Origin of the sequence: Erwinia sp. Eh17-17, from assembly GCF_039675725.1 — a bacterium.
GTDB lineage: Bacteria > Pseudomonadota > Gammaproteobacteria > Enterobacterales > Enterobacteriaceae > Erwinia.
The window spans coordinates 861,843-882,082 of the sequence record NZ_JBDFQT010000001.1 but is presented as its reverse complement, the minus strand read 5'-3'; the positions used below and the strand labels follow the sequence as shown (position 1 = coordinate 882,082).

General features: G+C 55.4%; 14 protein-coding genes. 9 read left to right on the top strand and 5 right to left on the bottom strand.

Annotated elements, in window-relative coordinates; translation table 11 throughout:
- Positions 1–56 precede the first annotated feature (56 nt).
- On the top strand, positions 57–266 hold the full coding sequence (locus ABEH87_RS03890) for a glycine zipper 2TM domain-containing protein (protein WP_346574061.1): 210 nt from the start codon (positions 57–59) through the stop codon (positions 264–266).
- Positions 267–286: 20 nt separating this feature from the next.
- On the opposite strand, the gene glgX is transcribed toward ABEH87_RS03890, so the two are convergent.
- The 3 genes from glgX to treZ form a co-directional block, all read right to left on the bottom strand.
- Positions 287–2,362: a glycogen debranching protein GlgX gene (gene glgX / locus ABEH87_RS03885; protein ID WP_346574059.1), complete on the bottom strand. Its 2,076-nt coding sequence runs from the start codon at positions 2,360–2,362 to the stop codon at positions 287–289.
- Positions 2,363–2,431: 69 nt separating this feature from the next.
- Complete coding sequence (gene treY / locus ABEH87_RS03880) at positions 2,432–4,942, bottom strand: malto-oligosyltrehalose synthase (RefSeq protein WP_346574057.1); 2,511 nt, start codon at positions 4,940–4,942, stop codon at positions 2,432–2,434.
- Entirely contained in the window at positions 4,939–6,726 is a 1,788-nt protein-coding gene (gene treZ / locus ABEH87_RS03875; protein WP_346574055.1) for a malto-oligosyltrehalose trehalohydrolase, read from the bottom strand. The genes treY and treZ overlap by 4 nt, the downstream gene beginning before the upstream one ends.
- 161 nt (positions 6,727–6,887) lie before the next feature.
- On the opposite strand from treZ, the gene ABEH87_RS03870 reads away from it, so the two are divergent.
- The 3 genes from ABEH87_RS03870 to ABEH87_RS03860 are packed head-to-tail and all read left to right on the top strand — an operon-like array spanning position 6,888 to position 11,383.
- The gene (locus ABEH87_RS03870; protein ID WP_346574054.1) at positions 6,888–8,975 is read left to right on the top strand and encodes a hypothetical protein; all 2,088 of its coding nucleotides are present in this window, start codon (positions 6,888–6,890) and stop codon (positions 8,973–8,975) included.
- Positions 8,944–10,818: a hypothetical protein gene (locus ABEH87_RS03865; RefSeq protein WP_346574052.1), complete on the top strand. Its 1,875-nt coding sequence runs from the start codon at positions 8,944–8,946 to the stop codon at positions 10,816–10,818. The genes ABEH87_RS03870 and ABEH87_RS03865 overlap by 32 nt, the downstream gene beginning before the upstream one ends.
- Positions 10,811–11,383: a hypothetical protein gene (locus ABEH87_RS03860; RefSeq protein ID WP_346574050.1), complete on the top strand. Its 573-nt coding sequence runs from the start codon at positions 10,811–10,813 to the stop codon at positions 11,381–11,383. The genes ABEH87_RS03865 and ABEH87_RS03860 overlap by 8 nt, the downstream gene beginning before the upstream one ends.
- Positions 11,384–11,432: 49 nt before the next feature.
- Here ABEH87_RS03860 and ABEH87_RS03855 read toward each other — a convergent pair whose 3' ends face one another.
- Positions 11,433–11,795, bottom strand: a complete 363-nt coding sequence (locus ABEH87_RS03855; RefSeq protein WP_346574048.1) for a cupin domain-containing protein — start codon at positions 11,793–11,795, stop codon at positions 11,433–11,435.
- 198 nt (positions 11,796–11,993) lie between these two features.
- Positions 11,994–13,343 (bottom strand): glycoside hydrolase family 10 protein, encoded by a 1,350-nt coding sequence (locus tag ABEH87_RS03850; protein WP_346574576.1) that lies wholly within the window; start codon positions 13,341–13,343, stop codon positions 11,994–11,996.
- 259 nt (positions 13,344–13,602) lie between these two features.
- Between ABEH87_RS03850 and ABEH87_RS03845 the strand changes: the two genes are divergently transcribed.
- From ABEH87_RS03845 to ABEH87_RS03825, 5 genes are all read left to right on the top strand, one after another.
- On the top strand, positions 13,603–17,088 hold the full coding sequence (locus ABEH87_RS03845; protein ID WP_346574046.1) for an AAA domain-containing protein: 3,486 nt from the start codon (positions 13,603–13,605) through the stop codon (positions 17,086–17,088).
- Between the two features lie 8 nt (positions 17,089–17,096).
- Positions 17,097–17,576, top strand: a complete 480-nt coding sequence (locus ABEH87_RS03840) for a hypothetical protein (protein ID WP_346574044.1) — start codon at positions 17,097–17,099, stop codon at positions 17,574–17,576.
- A 117-nt stretch (positions 17,577–17,693) separates the two neighbouring features.
- The gene (locus tag ABEH87_RS03835; protein WP_346574042.1) at positions 17,694–18,272 is read left to right on the top strand and encodes a hypothetical protein; all 579 of its coding nucleotides are present in this window, start codon (positions 17,694–17,696) and stop codon (positions 18,270–18,272) included.
- Between the two features lie 271 nt (positions 18,273–18,543).
- Positions 18,544–20,085 (top strand): cryptochrome/photolyase family protein, encoded by a 1,542-nt coding sequence (locus ABEH87_RS03830; RefSeq protein WP_346574040.1) that lies wholly within the window; start codon positions 18,544–18,546, stop codon positions 20,083–20,085.
- Complete coding sequence (locus tag ABEH87_RS03825) at positions 20,082–20,210, top strand: DUF2256 domain-containing protein (protein ID WP_346574038.1); 129 nt, start codon at positions 20,082–20,084, stop codon at positions 20,208–20,210. The genes ABEH87_RS03830 and ABEH87_RS03825 overlap by 4 nt, the downstream gene beginning before the upstream one ends.
- Positions 20,211–20,240 lie beyond the last annotated feature (30 nt).

Below are 20,240 nucleotides of genomic sequence, written 5' to 3'. Positions count from 1 at the left end.
AACCAATAAGATTAACTTTTTTGCATGCCATTATTCTGATGGCGGTGAGGTTTGTAATGCTTTTAAAACGCAGCGGTACCATTGCAGTGGTGTTATTAATTACGCTTTCAGTCTCGGCCTGTGGCATGTCTCACCGTGGCAGAAACACCGCGATTGGTGCGGGTGTCGGTGCCGTAGGGGGCGCGGTGCTCACCGGTGGCAGCACCTGGGGAACCCTGGGCGGCGCGGCCATCGGTGGCGTGATTGGGCATCAGGTCAGCCGCTAAGCTGACCTGCGCTTCACGCATTACGGTCTTCGGTACAGGGCAAAACTACGGCCTTCCAGCTCAACATTCTTCTCTTTAGTGATGATCTGGCCCGGTTTTGCTCTGTCCGACGTGCAGAGCTCCAGCACCCAGCCTCCCTCACCAAACTGGGGGATCAGGAAGGGCACATTCCCTTCGAAAGGATTGAACAGCATCAGCACGTCGTGCCAGACCCCGTCCTGTTCTGCCAGATCGGCGCGGCCAATATATACCCCAAGGGTTGAGCCTTCGTCCCACTGCTCCGGCTGCTGAAAACCCCCTCCGGCATTAAACCATTTGATTTCCATATCATCACGCCAGCTTTCACGCCGCAGCAGCGGCTGCGCAGCGCGCAGCGCGATCAGCTGCCGGGTAAACTGGCGCAGCGCCTCGCCGCTTTCCGGCAGGCTGTCCCAGTCAATCCAGGAGATTTCGTTGTCCTGACAGTAACCGTTGTTGTTGCCGCGCTGGCTGCGGCCAAACTCATCGCCAGCCAGCAGCATCGGTGTTCCGTGAGAAAACAGCAGGGTGGCGAGGAAATTACGTTTCTGACGTTCACGCACGGCGTTGATGCCTTCATCGTCCGTGGGGCCTTCAACACCGTAATGACAGGAACGGTTATCGTTGTGACCGTCGTTATTGTCTTCGCCGTTGGCCTCGTTGTGCTTGTCGTTGTAGGACACCAGGTCATTCAGCGTGAAGCCGTCGTGAGCGGTGATAAAGTTGACGCTCTCCCACGGACGACGACCGCGCTGGTCATAGAGGTCGCCGGATCCGAGCAGGCGGGCGGCAAAGTCGGTGGAGACGTTGTCTCCCTTCCAGTATTCGCGCACCGTGTCACGATACTTGTCGTTCCACTCCGCCCAGCCCGGTGGAAACCCGCCCACCTGATAACCTCCGGGGCCAATGTCCCAGGGCTCTCCAATCAGCTTCAGGCGCGAGAGCACCGGGTCCTGCATGATGGCATCGAAAAAGCCGCCGCGCGGATCGAACCCTTCCGGTTCCCGGCCAAGAATGGTGCCCAGATCGAAACGGAAACCGTCGATGTGCATCGATTCTGCCCAGTAGCGCAGGGAGTCCATAATCATCTGCAACACGCGCGGGTGCGAGGTGTTGACGGTGTTACCGGTGCCGGTATCGTTGATGTAATAACGGTGCCGATCCGGCAGGGTGCGGTAGTAAGAGTAGTTATCAATGCCCTTGAAGGAGAGCGTTGGCCCCAGCTCGTTGCCCTCCGCCGTGTGGTTGTAGACCACGTCGAGGATCACCTCGATGCCGGCGTCGTGGAAGGCGCGCACCATGTCGCGAAAGCCCTGAATACCGCGCGGGCCGAAGTAGCGCGAAGCGGGCGCGAAAAAGCCCAGCGTGTTGTAACCCCAGAAATTCTTCAGCCCCTTGTCCAGCAGGTGCTGATCGTCCGGGAACCAGTGCACCGGCAGCAGTTCCACCGTGGTGACGCCAAGGCTTTTGATGTACTCCACGCAGGCTGGATGCGCCATGCCCTCATAGGTACCGCGCAGCGCCTCGGGCACGGCGCTGTTGAGCTGGGTAAAGCCTTTGACATGCGTTTCGTAGATGACCGTTTTTGCCCACGGCACCACCGGGCGGTTTTCATCACGCCAGTTGAATTCGTCAGGGTCGATTACGCGGCATTTGGCGGTGAACGGTCCGCTGTCGCGCGTATCGAAGGTCAGATCCTTATCCTCATGCCAGAGATCGTAGGCAAAGTGCGCCTCATCCCACTCGATGTCTCCCGCCAGCTCACGCGCATAGGGGTCAATCAGCAGTTTATTCGGATTAAAGCGGTGACCGTTTTCCGGGTCATAGGGGCCATAGACGCGGTAGCCGTATAGCGCGCCGGGTTGCAGATCGGGCACATAGCCATGCCAGACTTCATGGGTGTATTCCGGCAGCGTCAGACGGGCGATCTCATTCTTCCCGCTGGCGTCGTACAGACACAGCTCCACGCGTTCGGCATGGGCGGAAAACAGGGCGAAGTTCACCCCTCTGCCGTCGAAATTAGCGCCGAGCTGGTGGTTTGACCCTGGTGTTATTGCAAAAGGCTTGCCGTTTGTCATTATTTTCTCTTCTTCCGTAGCCGATCGACAGGCCATTTACCCTCAAATGGCCTCTGTTCTTTCACTTCGTTATTCACTGATCAGTATCAGCGGCAGGTGACGGTTATCCGCAGGCGGCGTGACCGCATCGGTAATAAAGGTCACCTCTCCGCTAAGAATATTACGGTAGCGACGGTGGGCCAGCGGTGCAGACAGAGCGAGGGTCGTTGCACCTGCCTGAGCCGCGCCATCTGCCAGCTCCAGCACCAGGCGCGGCAGGATCACCAGCAGCGCATCCGTGCGGTCATAGCGGGCAAAGGCGATAATATGTTCATCGCCCTGACCGTCAGCCTGCAGCGGCAGATAGTCGCCCCGGCGAAACAGCGGCGGTCTGGCCTGGCGGACAGCCAGCAGGCTGGCAATGATGTGCAGGTTCAGCTCGCCGCTCAGCCAGTGCGCCTGCGAGCTGTCTACCGGAGTCTGACGCTCTGCCAGCATCCGTGCCAGCGCGCTGAAGTCCGGTTCGCGGCGGTTATCGGGGTCGATCAGGCTGAAATCCAGCGTCTCGCTGCCCTGGTAAATATCCGGCACGCCCGGCGCGGTCAGCTTCACCACGGTCTGCGTCAGGCTGTTGACTAGCCCGGCGCGGATAAACGGCTGGAGCGAGGCGCTGAAGTCCTGCAAAAAGCCCGGATTAGCCGGGGAAAGCAGGTGGCGGGCATAGTCGAGCACCGCATTCTCATAGTCGTCATTGACGGCCGTCCAGTTGGTGCGCTGCTTGGCTTCGCGCAGGGCTTTTTGCACATAGGCCAGGAAGCGTTCTTCCAGCGCCGCCAGCCCGGCCACATCGTCCGGCTGCAGGGTGGCAGGCCAGACGCCCGCCAGCGCCTGATAGAGCATCCACTGTACCGGAGGTTTCGGTGCCGGGCCGTCGTCGAGCCTTGCCACGTGCTGCTGGTTCATCGAGCTCCAGCGTGAGACGCAGGCAGCCCAGTGCTCCGGGGCTTCCGACAGGGTGTACAGCCGGGCTCTGGCATCTTCCCCGCGTTTGGTATCGTGCGTGGTGGTGCCGGACAGCGCATCCGGCTGCTGTTGCAGGCGGTCGATCATCTCTTTGTGAAAACGGCCGGGGGAGAAGGCGCGCGGCAGTGGCTCTGCGCCGACTTCGTTGAGCGCCAGCGCCATATGCTGACGGAAGAACAGCGTATCCTCGACGGATTTCGCCATCAGCGGCCCGGTCAGCTGCTGAAAGCGCGTGCGGAAGCGGCTGGCGCTGGCGCTGTCAGCCACCTCGCCTTTGAGGATGCGCAGCAGATGATCCAGCGCGGCAGGCTGCGGTGCCGTGCTGCTGCGGCTGACGCTCTCCGCCACGTTTTGCAGGCGTTCAGCGTCGGCGGCGGGCAGTCCGTCCTGCGTACCGTAAGTACGATAGACCGGGAAGGCGACCAGCAGCTCGCGCAGCGCCTGGCGCAGGGCGTCCTCATCCAGCGCGGCGTTTTCTGACCCGGCGATCTCAACGGCCAGCTTCAGCAGGGTGGTAAACTCTCCGGCGAAGTTCTTATCGGCCATCAGCAGCTTGGCGGCGCGCAGCTCTGCCGCCATATTCACCGGTTTATCAACCACATCATTATAGATTTTGCGCAGCGCCGCGATCTGAGTGCCGTCGACCAGCGCGTCGGAAAGTGCCGCCATAAACTCGTAGCCGGTGGTGCCGGACACCGGCCAGTCCTCCGGCAGGCGTTCATCTTTACCGAGGATTTTTTCCACGGTGATGTAGCAGTTCTCTCCGGCCTGCTGGCGCAGTTGTGCAAGATAGGCCTGCGGATCGGCGAGCCCGTCAACGTGATCGACCCGCAGGCCGTCAACCGCGCCAGAGTGAACCAGTTCCAGGATCAGCCGGTGGGTATCATCAAACACGGTGCTGTCCTCAACCCGCATGCCGACCAGCCCGGTAATTTCAAAAAAACGGCGGTAAGAGAGGTTGCTGGCGGCTTCGCGCCAGTCCGTCAGCTGCCAGGGCTGCTGCTGGTGTAGCCCGGCGATCTGCGCCTTATCGGTCAGCGCCAGCAGCTCCGCCTCGCGGCCGCGCCAGCTGTCAGGATGCAGCGGGTAAAAGTTATCAAAGTAGGCCAGGGCCGGCCTGCCGCTGGCGGGGTCGGCTTTAACGGCGATTTCGCCGTTCTCCAGCGCCGTTTCAAAGGTGTCACCGAGAAACGGCAGGGTCAGGCGGCGCGACCAGTCGATATCAAAATGGTGCGCGTAGCGGCTTTTTTCCCCGTGCTCAATCACGTCACGCCACCAGGCATTCTCCAGCGACGCGGCCATATGGTTCGGCACGATATCGAGGATCAGGCCCAGCCCGGCATCTTTCAGCGCCCTGACCATGCGGTCAAAGCCGGCGCGTCCGCCGATCGCCGGTTCGATCTCATTGGCGTTGGTAACGTCATAGCCATGGGTGGACCCGGAGGTCGCGGTGAACACCGGTGAAGCATAAAGATGCGTGATGCCAAGCTCCAGCAGGTAGGGAACCAGAGCCGCCGCGCGGTCAAACGTCATGCCGTTACGAAACTGAATGCGGTACGTGGCGCCAGGAATGGTCATTGGCTGTCTCCCGGTAAAAGGCGAACGACAATCGCGTTCGGGGTCAGAAGCGCGGTTTCATCTGGCCAGGCAAAGATCGTCGCACCCGGCTGGGCGGGCAGCGGCTGTGCATCGGGGCCGAGATTGACGGCGACAGACAGCGTGCCCTGCGGGAAGGTCCAGCTGACGGCCAGCAACCCCGGCGCGGTTTTCACTATCCGGCCCGCATGGCCGCCCGCCGTGGCCAGCAGCGGCACAACATGCTGCTGACGCAGGGTTAACAGCCGTCGGGTCAGTGCCAGCCAGCTTTTTCCTTCCGGGGTTTCCGGCTTGTTCCAGTCAAGCCTGGAGGCGGCGAAAGTGGATTCTGCGTTCGGGTCAGGCACCGTTTCGCCCTCGTGTCCGGCGTGCCCGGCAAACTCTCGCGCCCGACCCTCGCGCACCGCGCGGGCAAGGTCACCGTGAAAGTCAGTGAAGAACAGGAAGGGGTTTGTTTCGCCGTACTCTTCGCCCATAAACAGCAGCGGAATATGGGGCGACAGCAGCAGCAGTGCCAGCAGCACCTTAGTGCGCTCCGCGCCGGCCAGGGAAATCAGCCTTTCTCCCTGCGCCCGGTTACCGACCTGATCGTGGTTCTGGATAAAGTCGACAAAGGCGGCAGGCGGCTGCCCGCGGCTGTCCACCCCGCGAGGTTCACCGGACTGCGGCGAGACTTCACCCTGATAGATAAACCCTTCGGCCAGCGCGCGCGCCACGCCCAGTTCCGGGTCAGTGGCAAAATCCTGGTAATAGGCGTGGGTTTCCCCGGTCGCCAGAACGTGAACCGCGTTGTGGAAGTCATCATTCCATTCGCCGGTAAACAGCGGCGCGCTGCCGTCTGCGTCACGCGGGTGCAGGAAGATCACATTGCGACAGTCTTCGGTGGTCAGATGCACGGGGCGCTGCGGGATTTCCGCACGAATGCGGCGGGCAATCTCCGTCAGCACGTGCGGCTGCTGAGGGTCCTCAATCTGGTCGATGGCGTCGAAGCGCAGACCGTCAAGCCGGTACTCCTGCAGCCAGAAAAGTGGGGCACCGATAATATACTGGCGCACCGCCGGAACGTCGTAGGCAATGCCCGCGCCCCAGGGCGTGGCGCGCTCCTGATGGAAAAAGTCGGGTGACAGCAGCGGCAGGTAGTTACCTTCCGGGCCAAAGTGGTTAAGGACGATATCCAGCACCACGGAAATACCGTAGCCGTGTGCCGCATCGACAAAGGCTTTAAAGTCATCCGGGGTGCCGTAGGCGGCATGGGGTGCATACAGCAGCACGCCGTCATAGCCCCAGCCGCGCTGGCCGCCAAAATGCGCCAGCGGCAGCACTTCGATCATGGTGATGCCCAGCGCGGCAAGCCCGGCCAGTTTTTCCGCTGCGGCGCGGAACGTCCCCTGCGGCGTGAAGGTGCCGATATGCAGTTCGTAGACCACGCTCTCTTCCCACGGACGGCCAGCCCACTGCGGGTTTTGCCAGGCGTAGCTATCCGGGGCAACGACCAGCGACGGCCCGTTCACGTCCTTCTGCTGTGCGCGGGAGGCCGGGTCCGGTACGGTCATCCCGTCGGCCAGTACGAACTGATACTCCGCGCCGGGTGAGACGCCAGCGACGTTGATTTCAAACCAGCCGTCGCCGCTGGCGGCCATCTCCGTGTCGGTGCCGGAGAGCCTGAGCGTGACTTTTTTCTGGCCGGTGGCCCAGAGACGAAAACAAACGGTGTCGGCAGCCACGAATTCGGCTCCCCATTTTTTGGAGAATGATCGGGATTCCATTGCGTGTCCTCGTTGTCATGCGCCAAACAATCATAGACTAAGTTGGTGTGACTGGTGGGAATGAGAAAAAAGGGGATAAAGAAAGCGCTGGCCGGGCCGATAACCGCAAAGAGATCAACGCCCAGGGATTTGCCATCGTTAACCATAAGGATGATGTCATCATGTCTATTAATATTCATACGCTAAAAAATCTTCGCTCCGCTTTAGTTTCAGCGCTCCACCTGTCGATACAGCATGGCGAAGGCCAGCAGGGTCAGGAAGATACTGACCGTATTATTGACGTGCTGCGCCAGGTGGAACTGACGACCCTGCTGCAGGGCACGGCGATTTATGCCATCGCCGGGACGCAGGGCGCGGGTAAAACCACGCTGGCCAAAGAGATCCTCGGCATTGACGATCTGTTGCTGGAGGGCAATCCGGGGCGGGGCGAGCAGGTGCCGCTGTTTATTGAACAGTGTGACAAAGTGGCTGCCGGTCAGCCGGACATCATCTTTGTCTGTCTTAACCGCGACAGCGGAGAAATTGATCGAAACTATCGGGCAACCCCGGAAGAACTGAAAAGAGTACTGCGCGACTGGAGCGCCGTGCAGAGCTTTGAGAAGGACAGTCTCAGGCTGCTTTATCCGCTGATCCGGATTAATCAGCAGCAGTCGTTTATTGATGAGAATATCACCTGGGCGCTACTGCCGGGCTATGAGCTGGTCAACAGCCGTAACCATCAGTGGCAGGAGATGATGCGTCATGTGATGGTCAATGCGCGCGGTGTGCTGTTCGTCACCGACCAGACGCAGCTGGCTAATGACAGCAGAACCACCGTGCTCGACGATTTACGTGAAAACTTCAGCCAGCGCTCCCCGGTGATTGTGGTGTCGAAAACCGAAGCACTTAATGAGCAGGAGCGGGAAGAGGTGAAAGCCAGTGCGATGGCTCGCTTCGCCAGCGACCCGGCAACGGGCAGGGATAGCGTGGTGACCACCGGGGTCGGCAATCGTGAAAGCTGGATAGATGCGCTTCGGGAGACGGTAAAAGATAACCTCACCAGCAGCTATGCCTCCGAAGCCGTGGCGCTCGATCGCTTTATGAGCCTGATTAAAGGTGATGTGGGCGAAATCATCGATAGCCTGAAAATGCTGTGCGATACCCGCCAGCAAAACGAATCCGTCATTGACGATATTCTTGGCGAATATGACAAATCAGTCGCAGCCTATGAAACCCAGCTGCGTAAGGCGATAAAAAATCAGACGCAGCAGCATCTCATTCAGGCTGTTGCGGTCTGTAAAGATCGCTACAAAGCAGAAGAGGTGGGGTTCATCAACAACGCGAAGATTCTGGGACGCCGTTTAGCCTTCCAGGGGCTTGAGGTGGACGACGATCGTCACGCCAGAGTGATGCAGGCCTGGCAAGCGCAGTATGAAGGTCAGGACATCAGCGAGCGCAACATCTCGGCGCTAACCACACTGAACCGTAAGACGCTGGCGAAAAGCGGACTGCTGCCGGACGCGAATATGCCGTCACCGCAGGCGATATCGCTGGCGCAAAAAATGGGTTATCAGGTTCAGCCACACCAGTCAGGCACGGGCATCGTTAATCCGGGGTTGCTGGACGGGTTGCAGACGCTGCTGCGCGGCAAAGAGGTGTCGCAGTTCGAACAGCTGAGTGCGGCGCTGAAAGTGCTACCGGCGCTGTCGCTGGAGTTCGGTCTGGCAGAGATCGCTCTGCGCCAGGACCCGGCCTGCACCATTCCGCTGGCCGACGAGATACTGCCGCAAACCATCTTCGAGACGTTATTTTCAGGCAGTGACAATTACCACCCGATTAAAACGGCGCTGATGGCTTTTGTCGGAGCTGATGCCGCTGACGGCACGCTGGATGGCAAAACCACCACCGATAATCCGGGCGGGGCCTTTACGCCGCTGGCGCTGGTGGGCAAAGCGGCGCTGGTGGCGAGTATTGCCTACGGTCTGTATCAGCTGACCGGGGTGATCCGCGACAGCGATAAAGCGCAAATTTATTATATTAACCAGCTGATGAGCGAACTGGCCTTCCAGAATGAACAGTTCATCATCGGTCACTACCACGAGATGATGGACGGGGTTCGCCAGCATATCGAAGGGAATTTGCACCGTATCTATGGCACTCAGGATGCGCTGAGTAACAAAAGTACCATCATGCTTACCGTGAAAAAACTGGTAGCCGTGCAGAAAGAAGCCAGATTATATGAAGCTAACGTCCAGCAAGTCCTGGCCTGACCTCTGCCAGCAGCGCTATGACTGGGCCGAGCAGAGCTATACCACCTTTCTGGGCCAGTTTGATACCGCAAGGCTGATCCAGACGGCAAACGGCGCCTCCCGTCAGGTTTCGGTGATTGTCTACGGCCCGGCACAGGTGGGGAAAACCTCGTTTATCCTCACCCTGCTGGGCGTACGGGAAGAGCGTTTCACCGAGCTGAACAAACTGCTGCGCGGGGGGCAGACGCTGGGCAATATGTCTACGGCAAGGTCATACCGCTACCGCATCGCTGAAGATAACGGCTGGTACTTCAGCCATGTTAATCACGGCCAGCAAAGTCTGGATGACGACGCGGCGGTTGCGGTGTTTGCCAGCCTGCGTCAGGAGGTGGAGCAGGGTCGCCGCGTCTATGACAGCATTGACGTGTTTATCCCGCAGCGCTTTTTTAACCTGGAGAACCAGGCCAGCCACCATTTTTTGATCCGCGACCTGCCGGGCACGCATTCAAAAAACAAGAATGAACAGCATTACGTGAATCACCTTGCCAGCCGCCATCTCTCTTCGGCGGATGTGGTGCTGCTGATCGGGCGGGTGGATGCGCTGTCATTTCTTCAACAGGAAGAGCTGGGGAACCCGCTGTTGTCCGACTGGTACTGGCATCCGCACCGCTACAAGGTTGTGCTGACCAGAGCCTGTTCGAATGCCACGCTGCGCGGCATGCTGGAGAAGAGCGCACCGGGCAAAGCGGAACTGCAAAAGTACCTGCTGAAACAGATCAATACCATGGAGCAGGATCTGCCTGATAGCGTCAGTCAGCTGATTTACCCGGTGGAGTGCGGGCATTCGTGGCAGGCGATAGTGGCGGCTGATGACGACTATAGCAGGCAGTGCAGGGCACTGCGCGATGAGGTATTAGCCGACCTGACGGTCACCCTGCATCAGGCGGCCAATCCGCTGTCAAGACTGCGAACCGGCTATGCGCTGCCGCAGATGATTCAGCAGAAGATCGTCGCAGAGCAAGAAGACTGGGGGGCAGAAAAAGCGCGGATCCGGCGTCAGCTTCAGCGACATCACGCCGTTCGCTCACGCTATCGGCATCTGAATGACAGCACTCAGTCCGCAACTGAAAAGCTCAGCATTCAGCTGAATGAATGCCGCGATCGATGGCCGGGGGAAAGTGCAGACGATCTGTATCAGGCGTTTGAGCAGCGACTGGCATTACTTTCAGAGACGGAGACGCTGGCATATCTCAACGCGATTATTGCTGACTTCCGGATCTTCTCTTCATCCGTCTGGCGCGAGGCGTGTATTCATCATCAGCTCCCGATCGGTGCGGCACCGGATGGCGGCCATATTCGCGCGCTGGAGAAACATCTGAAGAGTTACTGGGTTGAGACCTATCTCTTCTCAAGCACGTTCAGGGAGGATTTATCTGCGCTGCTCAGAGCCTGTCGTGCTGATGCCGGTGTTCTGCAGGAAAAAATCGCCCATCTACTGCTGGTTGAAAAAGAACGAAAAATCAAGGATCTGGAAAAACTTCAGCGTCGGCTCAGGCATCGTGCAAGACGCATTTCCCTCGTGTTAACAGCGTCAGAAGGTAAAATTGCCGCTCTGCGACAGCAGGAAGAACGGCTAACGGACGATCATGATGAACGGATTTCACTTTATTCAGATCAGCTTGGTAAAAGCAAAGAGTTCCGCAGCGTGATTTCTTCCGCCATGCAAAAACGGACGCGGGAAATTACGGCGCGCATATCAGACCCCGGAATCAATAACAGCGAACGCCTGGCCTGGCTGTTAATGCAGAGAATGTTAAATAACGATTTTAAATTTGTGCAATCACTCGGTGAAGAGAATGATTAGGCTGAAAACGATTATTGCGTCCCCCCAAAAAGCCAGTGAAGAGCAGATGCTGGATACCTTAGTTCAGGAGCTTTTTCTTAGCACGCTGCGCAGTGAGCTTGATAAACAGAAAGCCAGCCAGGCGCAGGCGCTGGACGACGCCTTATTTACCCTGGATAAGGCCCGGACCAAATCCCTGCAGAATATCACCTCTGAGTTTTCCACCCTCAGGGAAAATCTGGAGGGACAGCAGCAGGAAATTGGCGAATTAAGCGGGGATGCGCAAAGGTTCTACCAGCAGGTTAATCTCAGCATCAGGGAGAGCCGGGAGGAGGTTGACGTCCTTTCACAGCGCCTGAGTCAGCTCCGGCAGGACATTGCCCGCCAGGATGAAAGGCAGAGTGAACATCATAGCGGGCTGGTGCAGCAGCATCAGGCGCTGAGCGAACAGCTTAGCAGCCTGCATAGTCACGCCACGGCGGCCGCGCGCAAAACTCACCGCCTTCTCTACTGCGGGCTGGCTGTTATCGGGCTTAGCACCGTGGCGCTGGTGGGGCTGGGGCTGATGGTGTGGTTGATCAGATGAATGGCGTACCCCCTTGCCGGACACGCGGCAAGGGAGTTTCGTTATTAGTCTACTCAGGCTGTGCATCAAAAATAACATAAAGTTTGCGCATCGGCGTTTCGACCACCCAGGTGCCCTCGGTATGCGCCGCAAAGAATAGGGTGTCTCCGCCTTTAAAGGTTAGCGTGGCTTCGCCGTCCGGGGTGAAGGATCCCGAACCGCTGAGAAAATGCATCACCTCTGCCTGCTTCACGCCGCGACGATAGCTGCCCGCGCCGCATTCAAAAATACCGGTATCAATGTCTTCCTTACCGGGGATCGCTATCTGAATCCCTGATAAAGGGATCGCGCCCGTACCCGGCAGGCCCGCTACCGTTCCCCAGGATTCCATCGTTTCAATGGCGGCAGGCTGTTCAATTTTTTGCACTTTCATTGCAGTGATTCCCGTTGGTGAATGTGTTCCGGCTGCCTTCCAGATTAAGACGTTTACCAAACACATAACGCAACGTTTACGCCGTCTGTTAACACATTTGCATGCATTCAGTACGGAGTCTGGTAGAAAATTTCGAGGGGAAGAGAGCAGGGAAGGCAGGACCCGCAGGGTGTACCCCGGCGGGTCATGGGCATGAGGTTAATGCGTGCTGGTGGCATCACCCCAGCGGTTTTTCAGGTAGCGCACCGCTTCCTGGGTCTGCGGCCGGTTGAGGTAGTCCTCGCGGAACAGGATCGTACCGCTGACTCCCGGCAGTGACTCGTTCAGGTCCAGCTGTTTTTTCAGCTCCGGTACGCCGCCCTGTATCGTCCAGTCAGGCTCGTTCTTCGACGGTTCGCCCACTTTATACAGCGCAATACCAATGTAGAGGCGGGTTTTAGTCGGCTTCACCACGTCGGCCCACCACTTTGCCAGCACGTCATAGCGCGCGGCCTGGCGTGAAAATGGCCAGTACACCTGTGGGGCAATGTAGTCCAGCAGACCCTGCTGCACCCAGAGACGGGTGTCGGCAAATGACTCATCATATGCTGCGGCGCCGCGCGTGTCTGAACCGGCCGGATCGTGCGAGAGGTTACGCCAGACGCCAGCGGGGCTGACGCCAAATTCGACGCCGGGTTTTAACTGTCTGACGGTGCGCGATACCTGCTCAATCAGCTGCCGCGTGTTGTGCCGCCGCCAGTCTGCTTTGCTGCTGAAGCCCTGGCCATACTGTCTGAACGTCTGGCTGTCGTCGAGCATTGAAGCGGGGGATTCCGTATAGAAATAATCATCGAACTGCACGCCGTCGACGGGATAGTTCGCCACGACTTCGGCCACGATGCTGGTGATCCAGTCGCGAGCCTGTGGGATACCGGGGTCGAGCACCAGGCGGTCGCCGGAGGTGCGGATCCAGTCGCGATGCAGCACATAGACGCTGGCGGGCTGCTGCGACAGCGTGCGGTTCAGCTCTGCAACCGTGGAGGCCCTGGTATTGACGGAGACACGGTAGGGATTGAACCAGGCATGGACTTTCATGCCGCGCTTATGCGCTTCATCCAGTATAAACCGCAGCGGGTCGTAACCCGGATCCTGACCGATTTTCCCCGTCAGCATATCCGACCACGGCAAAATTTTTGACGGCCACAGCGCGGTGCCGTCAGGTTTTACCTGAAAGAACACGGTGTTAATACCGAGGCTTTTCAGTTTATCCAGTTTGTCCGTCAGGGCTTTCTGCTGCTGGCTGATGCGCAGCGCCGCACTGCTGACATTCACCGAGGATACCGGCGGCCAGTCGAGGCGCGATACCGTCGCCAGCCAGACTCCGCGCATCGGCTGCTGGCTGTGTGCGGGCTGCGTCGGCAACGGCGGTTTTGTCACCGGGGGAAACGGTGTGACCAGCGATTTTGGCGGCCCGGAAGAGCAGCTGACCAGTAACAGCGCGGCGGCGACCAGGCACGCGCCCGCTTTTTTAACCCTCACGGCAGAGGAAAGATAACGACAACGGGCGATGATAAACTCCGGTTTTTTCTGATGGTTATAAGAAAAGGATCATTCTCAACCTATCCGGGACAAAGTCAATGGATGGGGGCAGGGTGCTCTTGATTTTAGCGGGCCGCGTAATGAAATATGAACGGTTTCATCTGACGTTGCCCCTGGCTATCTGTTAAACGGTTATATTCATCAATAATTTAAAAGGGGTATTATTTCTTTACGTAAGTTAATTGATTATATTATTGATAAGTATAGTTTATCTATCATGCTGTTTTGTATGTTATATTCAGACGTAATTCCAGGGAATATTGCTGTTTTTACACTACATCGGGCAGCAGATCGGCAGCGTGAGGTTCAGTTGATCCAACATTATAAGCAGGTACAACAAGTTTTCCCTTTCTGGAGAGCCGTTGAGGCTTTAACTCCACAGCAACTCGATAAAGACAATCCTGATGACCCGTTAAATCCGGCATATAAGATTAGCCCAGGAGGTTATCTTCCCTGGCATGATGCGAAACATATGCATAAACCACTGCCTTATAATAAAGTCTGGCGCTATACGGCTCAATGCACTGTTTACGATCTCTCTTTACTTTCCCGGCTGCTTGAAAAAAAAATAGGCACGCATGAAAAAGTCTTCGAAGACAGAGACAAAGGTAGCAGCCGGCTTTTCGATATCAGCTTTAATGAACTTGGCATCCCGCAGTTTGAGTCATTCATGCTGTCACTTCCCGTATGGTCTGCCGGGCAGATTTTACATCATGAGCACGGCGTTCATACTCTGGAAGAGAGTATTTCCGCGGACTTATCTGACCTGACGCCTGCCGGCGATTTTATTCCTTTTATTGATAGTGGTTTTACAGATTTCGATCTGTTAACCCAGCATCTTATGCAATGGATAGCGGATGAAGCAGTTGGCTTGCAGCAACAAAAATTAGCAGCCGATCCCGCCTGGATATTAAAGCTGGCTGACCTGGTGATTGAAAAAACCTATTTCCCACGCGCAGTCATCAACAGCAGAGTCACCTGTCTTGTAAAATGCAGCCAGGTTAAAGCACCTGTACCGGATAAGAATATTGAAAAACTCAACGGAACAAGTGCTGTCCGGCATCTGAATAAAACAGAACAAAAAGAAAATCAGGCTATTGCCGTCCCTGACGACTTATTAAACAGTTTCTTCATCAAGGAATTACGCCACCTCGGGCAGATATGGCAACGTCAAGATTTTGGACCCGGGTTCGCTGAGTATATGAGTGCTATCTCAGAGCCTGAGAGACCGCGAGTTGATATCCGTTCCGCAGAGGGGTTAAGCCTGGCCTTTAAAAGACTGTTGCCAACACAGCCCCCGGCCGGCGCATGGCCCTCACAACACCCACTGGCATTCAGCCAACAGTTAGCCGTCAACGAAATCTGGCGGCGTCATGCCGACCAGTCAGGCCTGTTCGCGGTTAATGGCCCTCCGGGAACAGGGAAAACCACTTTACTTCGTGATGTGGTTGCCGCTGTCGTTACCGAACGGGCAATTAAATTGATCGATCACGTAGATGATGTATTTTTTGAAAAAAAATCCATCAAGCTCGGTGACCGCTGGATCCCGTATTATCCACTTCATGCAGCGATAAAGAAATCGGCTATTGTTGTTGCCTCAGCTAATAATGGCGCGGTGGAGAATATCTCTCTTGAACTGCCCGGTGAAGAAGCAGTACCAAAAAATGTTGCTGGCAAAAGTGACTATTTTGCAGATCTGGTTTCTGAGCTGATTGGTAAGCCTGGTTGGGGGCTACTGGCTGCCAGACTTGGTAACAAAGGGAATCGGGACGAATTTATGAACGTTTTCTGGTGGCGCAAACCAGAGGACGATAAGAATGAGAATTCACCGCCACCGGATATATTTAGCCCTCATTTAGGTGAAGGGCTTTTTTATCATCTCAGAATGATTCGTGATGGGAAAAGGGCACCTGTCATGCAATTTTCTGATGCAGTCTCACGCTTTAAAAAATCACAGGAAAGGGAAATAAAATATCGCCAGAAGCTGATCGGATACTCACGACTGTATGAACAGATCAATGCACTGCGCAGCGAAATTAATAAAACCATAGAGCTGCAAGGTTTGATTAATACCCGGCTTGTACAGGCTCGCAGGGTTCTGTCTGCATTAGAGGCAGAGATTCTGCAACTGGAAGATATTTGCAGAGACCAGTTTGGTCAACTCAATGCGGCTGAAAAAAGACTGGAACAGCATGAGTCAAATAAGCCTGGCCTGCTGGCAGGTCTTGCAAGCCTGGGGCGTTCCCATCGGGAATGGTGGGATCGGTATCATCGATTGACGCTGGAATGTGATGCTATCCGGCATGATGTTAGTCCACGGCAGTCAGCATTAGCGACATTAAAAATGAAGCAGGTTGATGCTTCTAAAACCATCTTTGCACTGGGGCTGGAGTTACAACAGGCTGATAGTGCATACGTTACCAGCAGCGAAAGTTTTAAATCAGCAGAGGCCCAGGTTGAACAGGTTAAATCAGCGACGCAAGGGTTCTGGCCAATCACTGATGCGCCTGATGATGTCAGGGAAAAATCAGCACCATGGGCCCAGGAAGACTGGCGTCTTGCCAGGGAAGATCTCTTTCTGGCCGCATTGGATGTTCACCGATCGTTTATTGAAAACCATCCGAAACAGATCATTAGCAATATTCACATGGCAAGTAACTGGCTACAGGGAAAACATTTACCAGAAGAACAGGCTGAACTAGCACTCGATTCTCTGTCTCTAATCGTTCCGGTAATTTCCACGACGTTTGCCTCTATTCCCCGCATGTTTAAGAATATTAGTCGGGAAGCGATAGGGTGGCTGCTGATCGATGAGGCTGGTCAGGCGCTGCCTCAGCAGGCTGCCGGTGCTATCTGGCGTGCGGCCAGAACAGTGGTAGTCGGTGACCCTAAACAGTTGGAACCTGTCAGTGGAATTCCTTCGATTGTTGAGGGCGCTCTTGCCAGGCATTATGGTGTGCCATCCGCCTGGTGGCCAGGTCAAGTATCGGCGCAGGTTCTGGCTGACCAGAGTATGAACTTAGGAACCCTTCTCCCGGATCAGAATAAAGGGTCTGTCTGGGTTGGCTGCCCGTTACGGGTTCACCGACGCTGTGATGACCCCATGTTTACCGTCAGCAACAGAGTCGCTTACGATGGCTTAATGGTGCAGGGAAAGAAGGAGACTGCCACATTATTACCCGAAAGTTGCTGGATAGACGTTGTGGGTAAGAACTGTGAGGGAAACTGGATTGTAGAAGAAGGCCAGGCAGTTAAGAAGCTTTTACTCGAGCTGAGGGATGCCCATCAGGTTCAATCGGAGAATATTTTCCTGATCTCCCCGTTCAGGGATTGTGCCGTTAAACTACGCCGTCTTGCTGCTGAACTGGGATTCGATACCAGGAAAACGGGCACGGTGCATACCACTCAGGGCAAAGAGGCCAGCGTGGTGATATTTGTTTTGGGTGGCAATATACAGAAACCCGAAGCCAGACAATGGGCTGCCAGCCGACCTAATTTGCTCAATGTCGCAGTGAGTAGAGCAAAGGAACGCTTGTATGTCATAGGTGACCGGGCACAATGGCAAAAGCAGACCTATTTCACCACGCTTGCGAAAAACTTACCTGAAAATCACTTTCAGTCAGAATTTAAATCACTTTCCACCCGCCCGACAGAGCCGGTGAGTGATGTTGATTCGCCTTTAACAGTTTCGTTTTCATCAGCAACCGATCATTGAGGTTATCAGTGAAGATTCATCGTGCGGGTAAAATAAAAATGCTCTATCGCAAAGTGAATACCACCACATGGGGTCAGGTACAAAATCACTTCGGCGGCGAGTATCGGTGGGAACGACATAAAAAGCAGGCTGTAGATGAGGAGTTGCCAATGCGTGAAGGAATGCATGGCAAACTTGAACGCGGGCGCGACTATACGCCGCTGTATAAATTCCTGCTGAGTAAAGTTGGTCAGCGCTGGGATGATGTATATAAGGAAGCAGTAAGTCGACTTGACACGCCTGAACCGATTTTCTATATGGTAAAGCGGCATCGTAAAGACTGGACCAGCTATGTACGCTACGGAGAATCAAGTTATTTCAGTGGGTTATGCATTGATGATGATGGCTTGCTGCAAAAGATAAATCCGGAATTTACAGCAGAAGATGTCCCAGTGCATTGCCGCTGTTGCACGCATACGTTTAACGGCGAAGTGGTTCCGGTGACATAGGATGTTCAGCGGGATAACGCTACGTGAATTTTTGTGTATCACACCCCTGATAAGTGCGTAGAATTCACGTAGCGTCACCAAAAAAAACGTGTGATCTAATGGGATTGGGAACAATTAATGAGATATCAGGCCAGATTGATTGATCGGGGCATCACTGACGTTGAGGCTGACGATATTGATACTGTGAACATCAATCCATTTGCCCATTTAGGTGAAAAAGACAGAAGGGTGCTCATCAGTGAAAACGGTGAGCCGGTTATGGTTCTGCAATTATTTATCCGCGCCGATGAAGACGGCTTTTTGATCTCCAGCGCATTCTGCGGCTTGCTGTGCAACGATCGACACATCGCCATCATCTGCGGCGACCATCTTCATATTTTTGAACTGGCCACAGGCAACGTCAGGAGTCTGCCACTCAGTGACTGGGTTGGTCATATTTACTCTGTACCTGATATTACTTCGGACAGGCTGCATGACCAGTTTCTCGTGGCGACTTACTGCTACGTTTTCCTGGTGGATATCACAGAAGGGATTGTCTGGAAATCCTGTCGATGTGCGATTGATGGCGTCGTCATTCACGCGATTGAAGACGGGATCATTTACGGTGATGGCGAGTGGGATCCGCCAGGAGGCTGGGAACCGTTTGAACTGTCATTGATAAACGGTGAAATGATACGTATGGGACGTAGCCGGTGAGGTGCAATCAGTGGGTGAGGAGAGCCATTGATTGCCGGGTTATGGGGGACTTATTGACCAGTCCGTAACCTGATATCTAATTTAACATAATATACATTATGCGCATCTAAGTGCCCGTAGCTCAATTCTGCTGTTGCTATCTGTCCACTTATGGCCGATACACCGCTAACGTCATCTGTTGCCATCTTCTTCACTTTTCCACATCTTGATACATACTGATTCATGCCCCACGCTCAGAGAGCGGCTCTCTTTTTACTGCAAGGTTTGATGAATGAATAACACCCGCCGGTTGTGTCTGGTACTGGGCGATCAGCTGTCGTTTGACCTGGCTTCGTTGACGGCGCTGGACGCTCAGCGTGATGCCATTCTTATGGTTGAAGTGATGGAGGAAGCGCGCCACGTACCGCATCATCCGCAAAAAATTGCGCTGATCTTCAGTGCGATGCGCCACTTTGCCAGCGCGCTCAAGCTGCGGGGTTTTTGCGTACATTATGTCAGCCTTGATGACCCGCAGAATGCCGGTTCAGTGCCGGAGGAACTGCTACGCTGGCAGTCGCTGTTGAAGCCTGATGAGTTGCATATCACGGAATGTGGCGACTGGCGTCTGGAGCACTCCCTTAAAACGTGTGGCCTGTTGATACAGTGGCATTCAGATACGCGCTTTCTTTGCTCTCGTGAGGCGTTCGCCAACTGGGCAAAAGAAAAGAAACAGCTGCGTATGGAGTTTTTCTATCGGGAGATGCGCCAGAAAAGCGGATTGCTGATGAACAGCGACGGCACTCCGGTGGGCGGCAGCTGGAATTTTGACGCAGACAATCGCAAGGCTCTGCCGAAGAAAGGCGTTGCCGCGCCCTATCCTGCCCGCTTCAGTGCAGATGCTATTACCCAGGATGTACTTCAGCTGGTACGCAAACATTTTGCCAGCCACTACGGATCCATCGATGTCTTCGATTATCCGGTAACCCACGCTGATGCACAGTCGCTGTGGGAGTATTTTCTTGATTATGGTCTTGCCGGGTTTGGCGACTATCAGGATGCGATGGCCACTGATGAGCCCTTTTTATTTCACGCGCGCATCAGCGCCGCGCTCAATATCGGTCTGCTGGACTTCAGGAAACTGTGCCGCGATGTTGAGTCCGCCTGGCAGTCTGGCCGAATCAGGCTCAATGCGGCCGAGGGTTTTATCCGCCAGCTGATCGGATGGCGTGAGTATGTTCACGGCGTCTACTGGCTGAAGATGCCTGATTATGCCGGCTACAACGCGTTTGCTAACAGCCGGTCGCTGCCGGAGTTCTACTGGACCGGCAAAACGCAGATGAACTGCATGCGCCAGGCCATCGGCCAGAGCCTTGAATATGCCTATGCTCACCACATTCAGCGGCTGATGGTGACAGGCAACTTTGCGCTGCTGGCGGGCATCGCCCCGGAGGAGATATGCGAATGGTATCTTGCCATTTATATGGACGCTTTCGACTGGGTTGAGTTACCCAATACCCTCGGTATGGTAATGCATGCCGACGGCGGCTTCCTGGGGTCTAAACCCTACTGTGCCAGCGGCCAGTACATAAACCGCATGTCTGACTACTGCAGTAGCTGCGCGTATAACGTCCGTGAAAGCACCTCAGATGATGCCTGTCCTTTCAACGCCCTTTACTGGCATTTCATTATGCGGCACGGCGAGCTGCTGCGCACAAATCACCGCATGGCGATGACGTATAAAAACCTCGACCGCCAGACGGAGTCTAAGCGCCAGGCGCTGTGGGAACGTGGTCAGAGGCTACTGAATAAACTTGATTGCGGAGAGTCATTTTGAAAAAAAGCGAACTTCCGACAAAGATCTGTACCGTGTGCGGACGCCCTTTTAGCTGGCGGAAAAAGTGGGAAAAGAACTGGGATGAGGTGCGTAAATGCTCAGAGCGCTGTCGGCGTAAACAGTAATGGCGTCTGCAAGACTTCAGCAACGACGCC

What these genes read in the sequence shown, in the direction of transcription:
- treY (WP_346574057.1), bottom strand. Translation starts at nt 4,942, where the DNA reads ATGACCATTCCTGGCGCCACGTACCGCATTCAGTTTCGTAACGGCATG.
- ABEH87_RS03865 (WP_346574052.1), top strand. Translation starts at nt 8,944, where the DNA reads ATGAAGCTAACGTCCAGCAAGTCCTGGCCTGACCTCTGCCAGCAGCGC.
- ABEH87_RS03860 (WP_346574050.1), top strand. Translation starts at nt 10,811, where the DNA reads ATGATTAGGCTGAAAACGATTATTGCGTCCCCCCAAAAAGCCAGTGAA.
- ABEH87_RS03830 (WP_346574040.1), top strand. Translation starts at nt 18,544, where the DNA reads ATGAATAACACCCGCCGGTTGTGTCTGGTACTGGGCGATCAGCTGTCG.
- ABEH87_RS03890 (WP_346574061.1), top strand. Translation starts at nt 57, where the DNA reads ATGCTTTTAAAACGCAGCGGTACCATTGCAGTGGTGTTATTAATTACG.
- ABEH87_RS03855 (WP_346574048.1), bottom strand. Translation starts at nt 11,795, where the DNA reads ATGAAAGTGCAAAAAATTGAACAGCCTGCCGCCATTGAAACGATGGAA.
- ABEH87_RS03870 (WP_346574054.1), top strand. Translation starts at nt 6,888, where the DNA reads ATGTCTATTAATATTCATACGCTAAAAAATCTTCGCTCCGCTTTAGTT.
- ABEH87_RS03845 (WP_346574046.1), top strand. Translation starts at nt 13,603, where the DNA reads ATGTTATATTCAGACGTAATTCCAGGGAATATTGCTGTTTTTACACTA.
- ABEH87_RS03835 (WP_346574042.1), top strand. Translation starts at nt 17,694, where the DNA reads ATGAGATATCAGGCCAGATTGATTGATCGGGGCATCACTGACGTTGAG.
- glgX (WP_346574059.1), bottom strand. Translation starts at nt 2,362, where the DNA reads ATGACAAACGGCAAGCCTTTTGCAATAACACCAGGGTCAAACCACCAG.
- treZ (WP_346574055.1), bottom strand. Translation starts at nt 6,726, where the DNA reads ATGGAATCCCGATCATTCTCCAAAAAATGGGGAGCCGAATTCGTGGCT.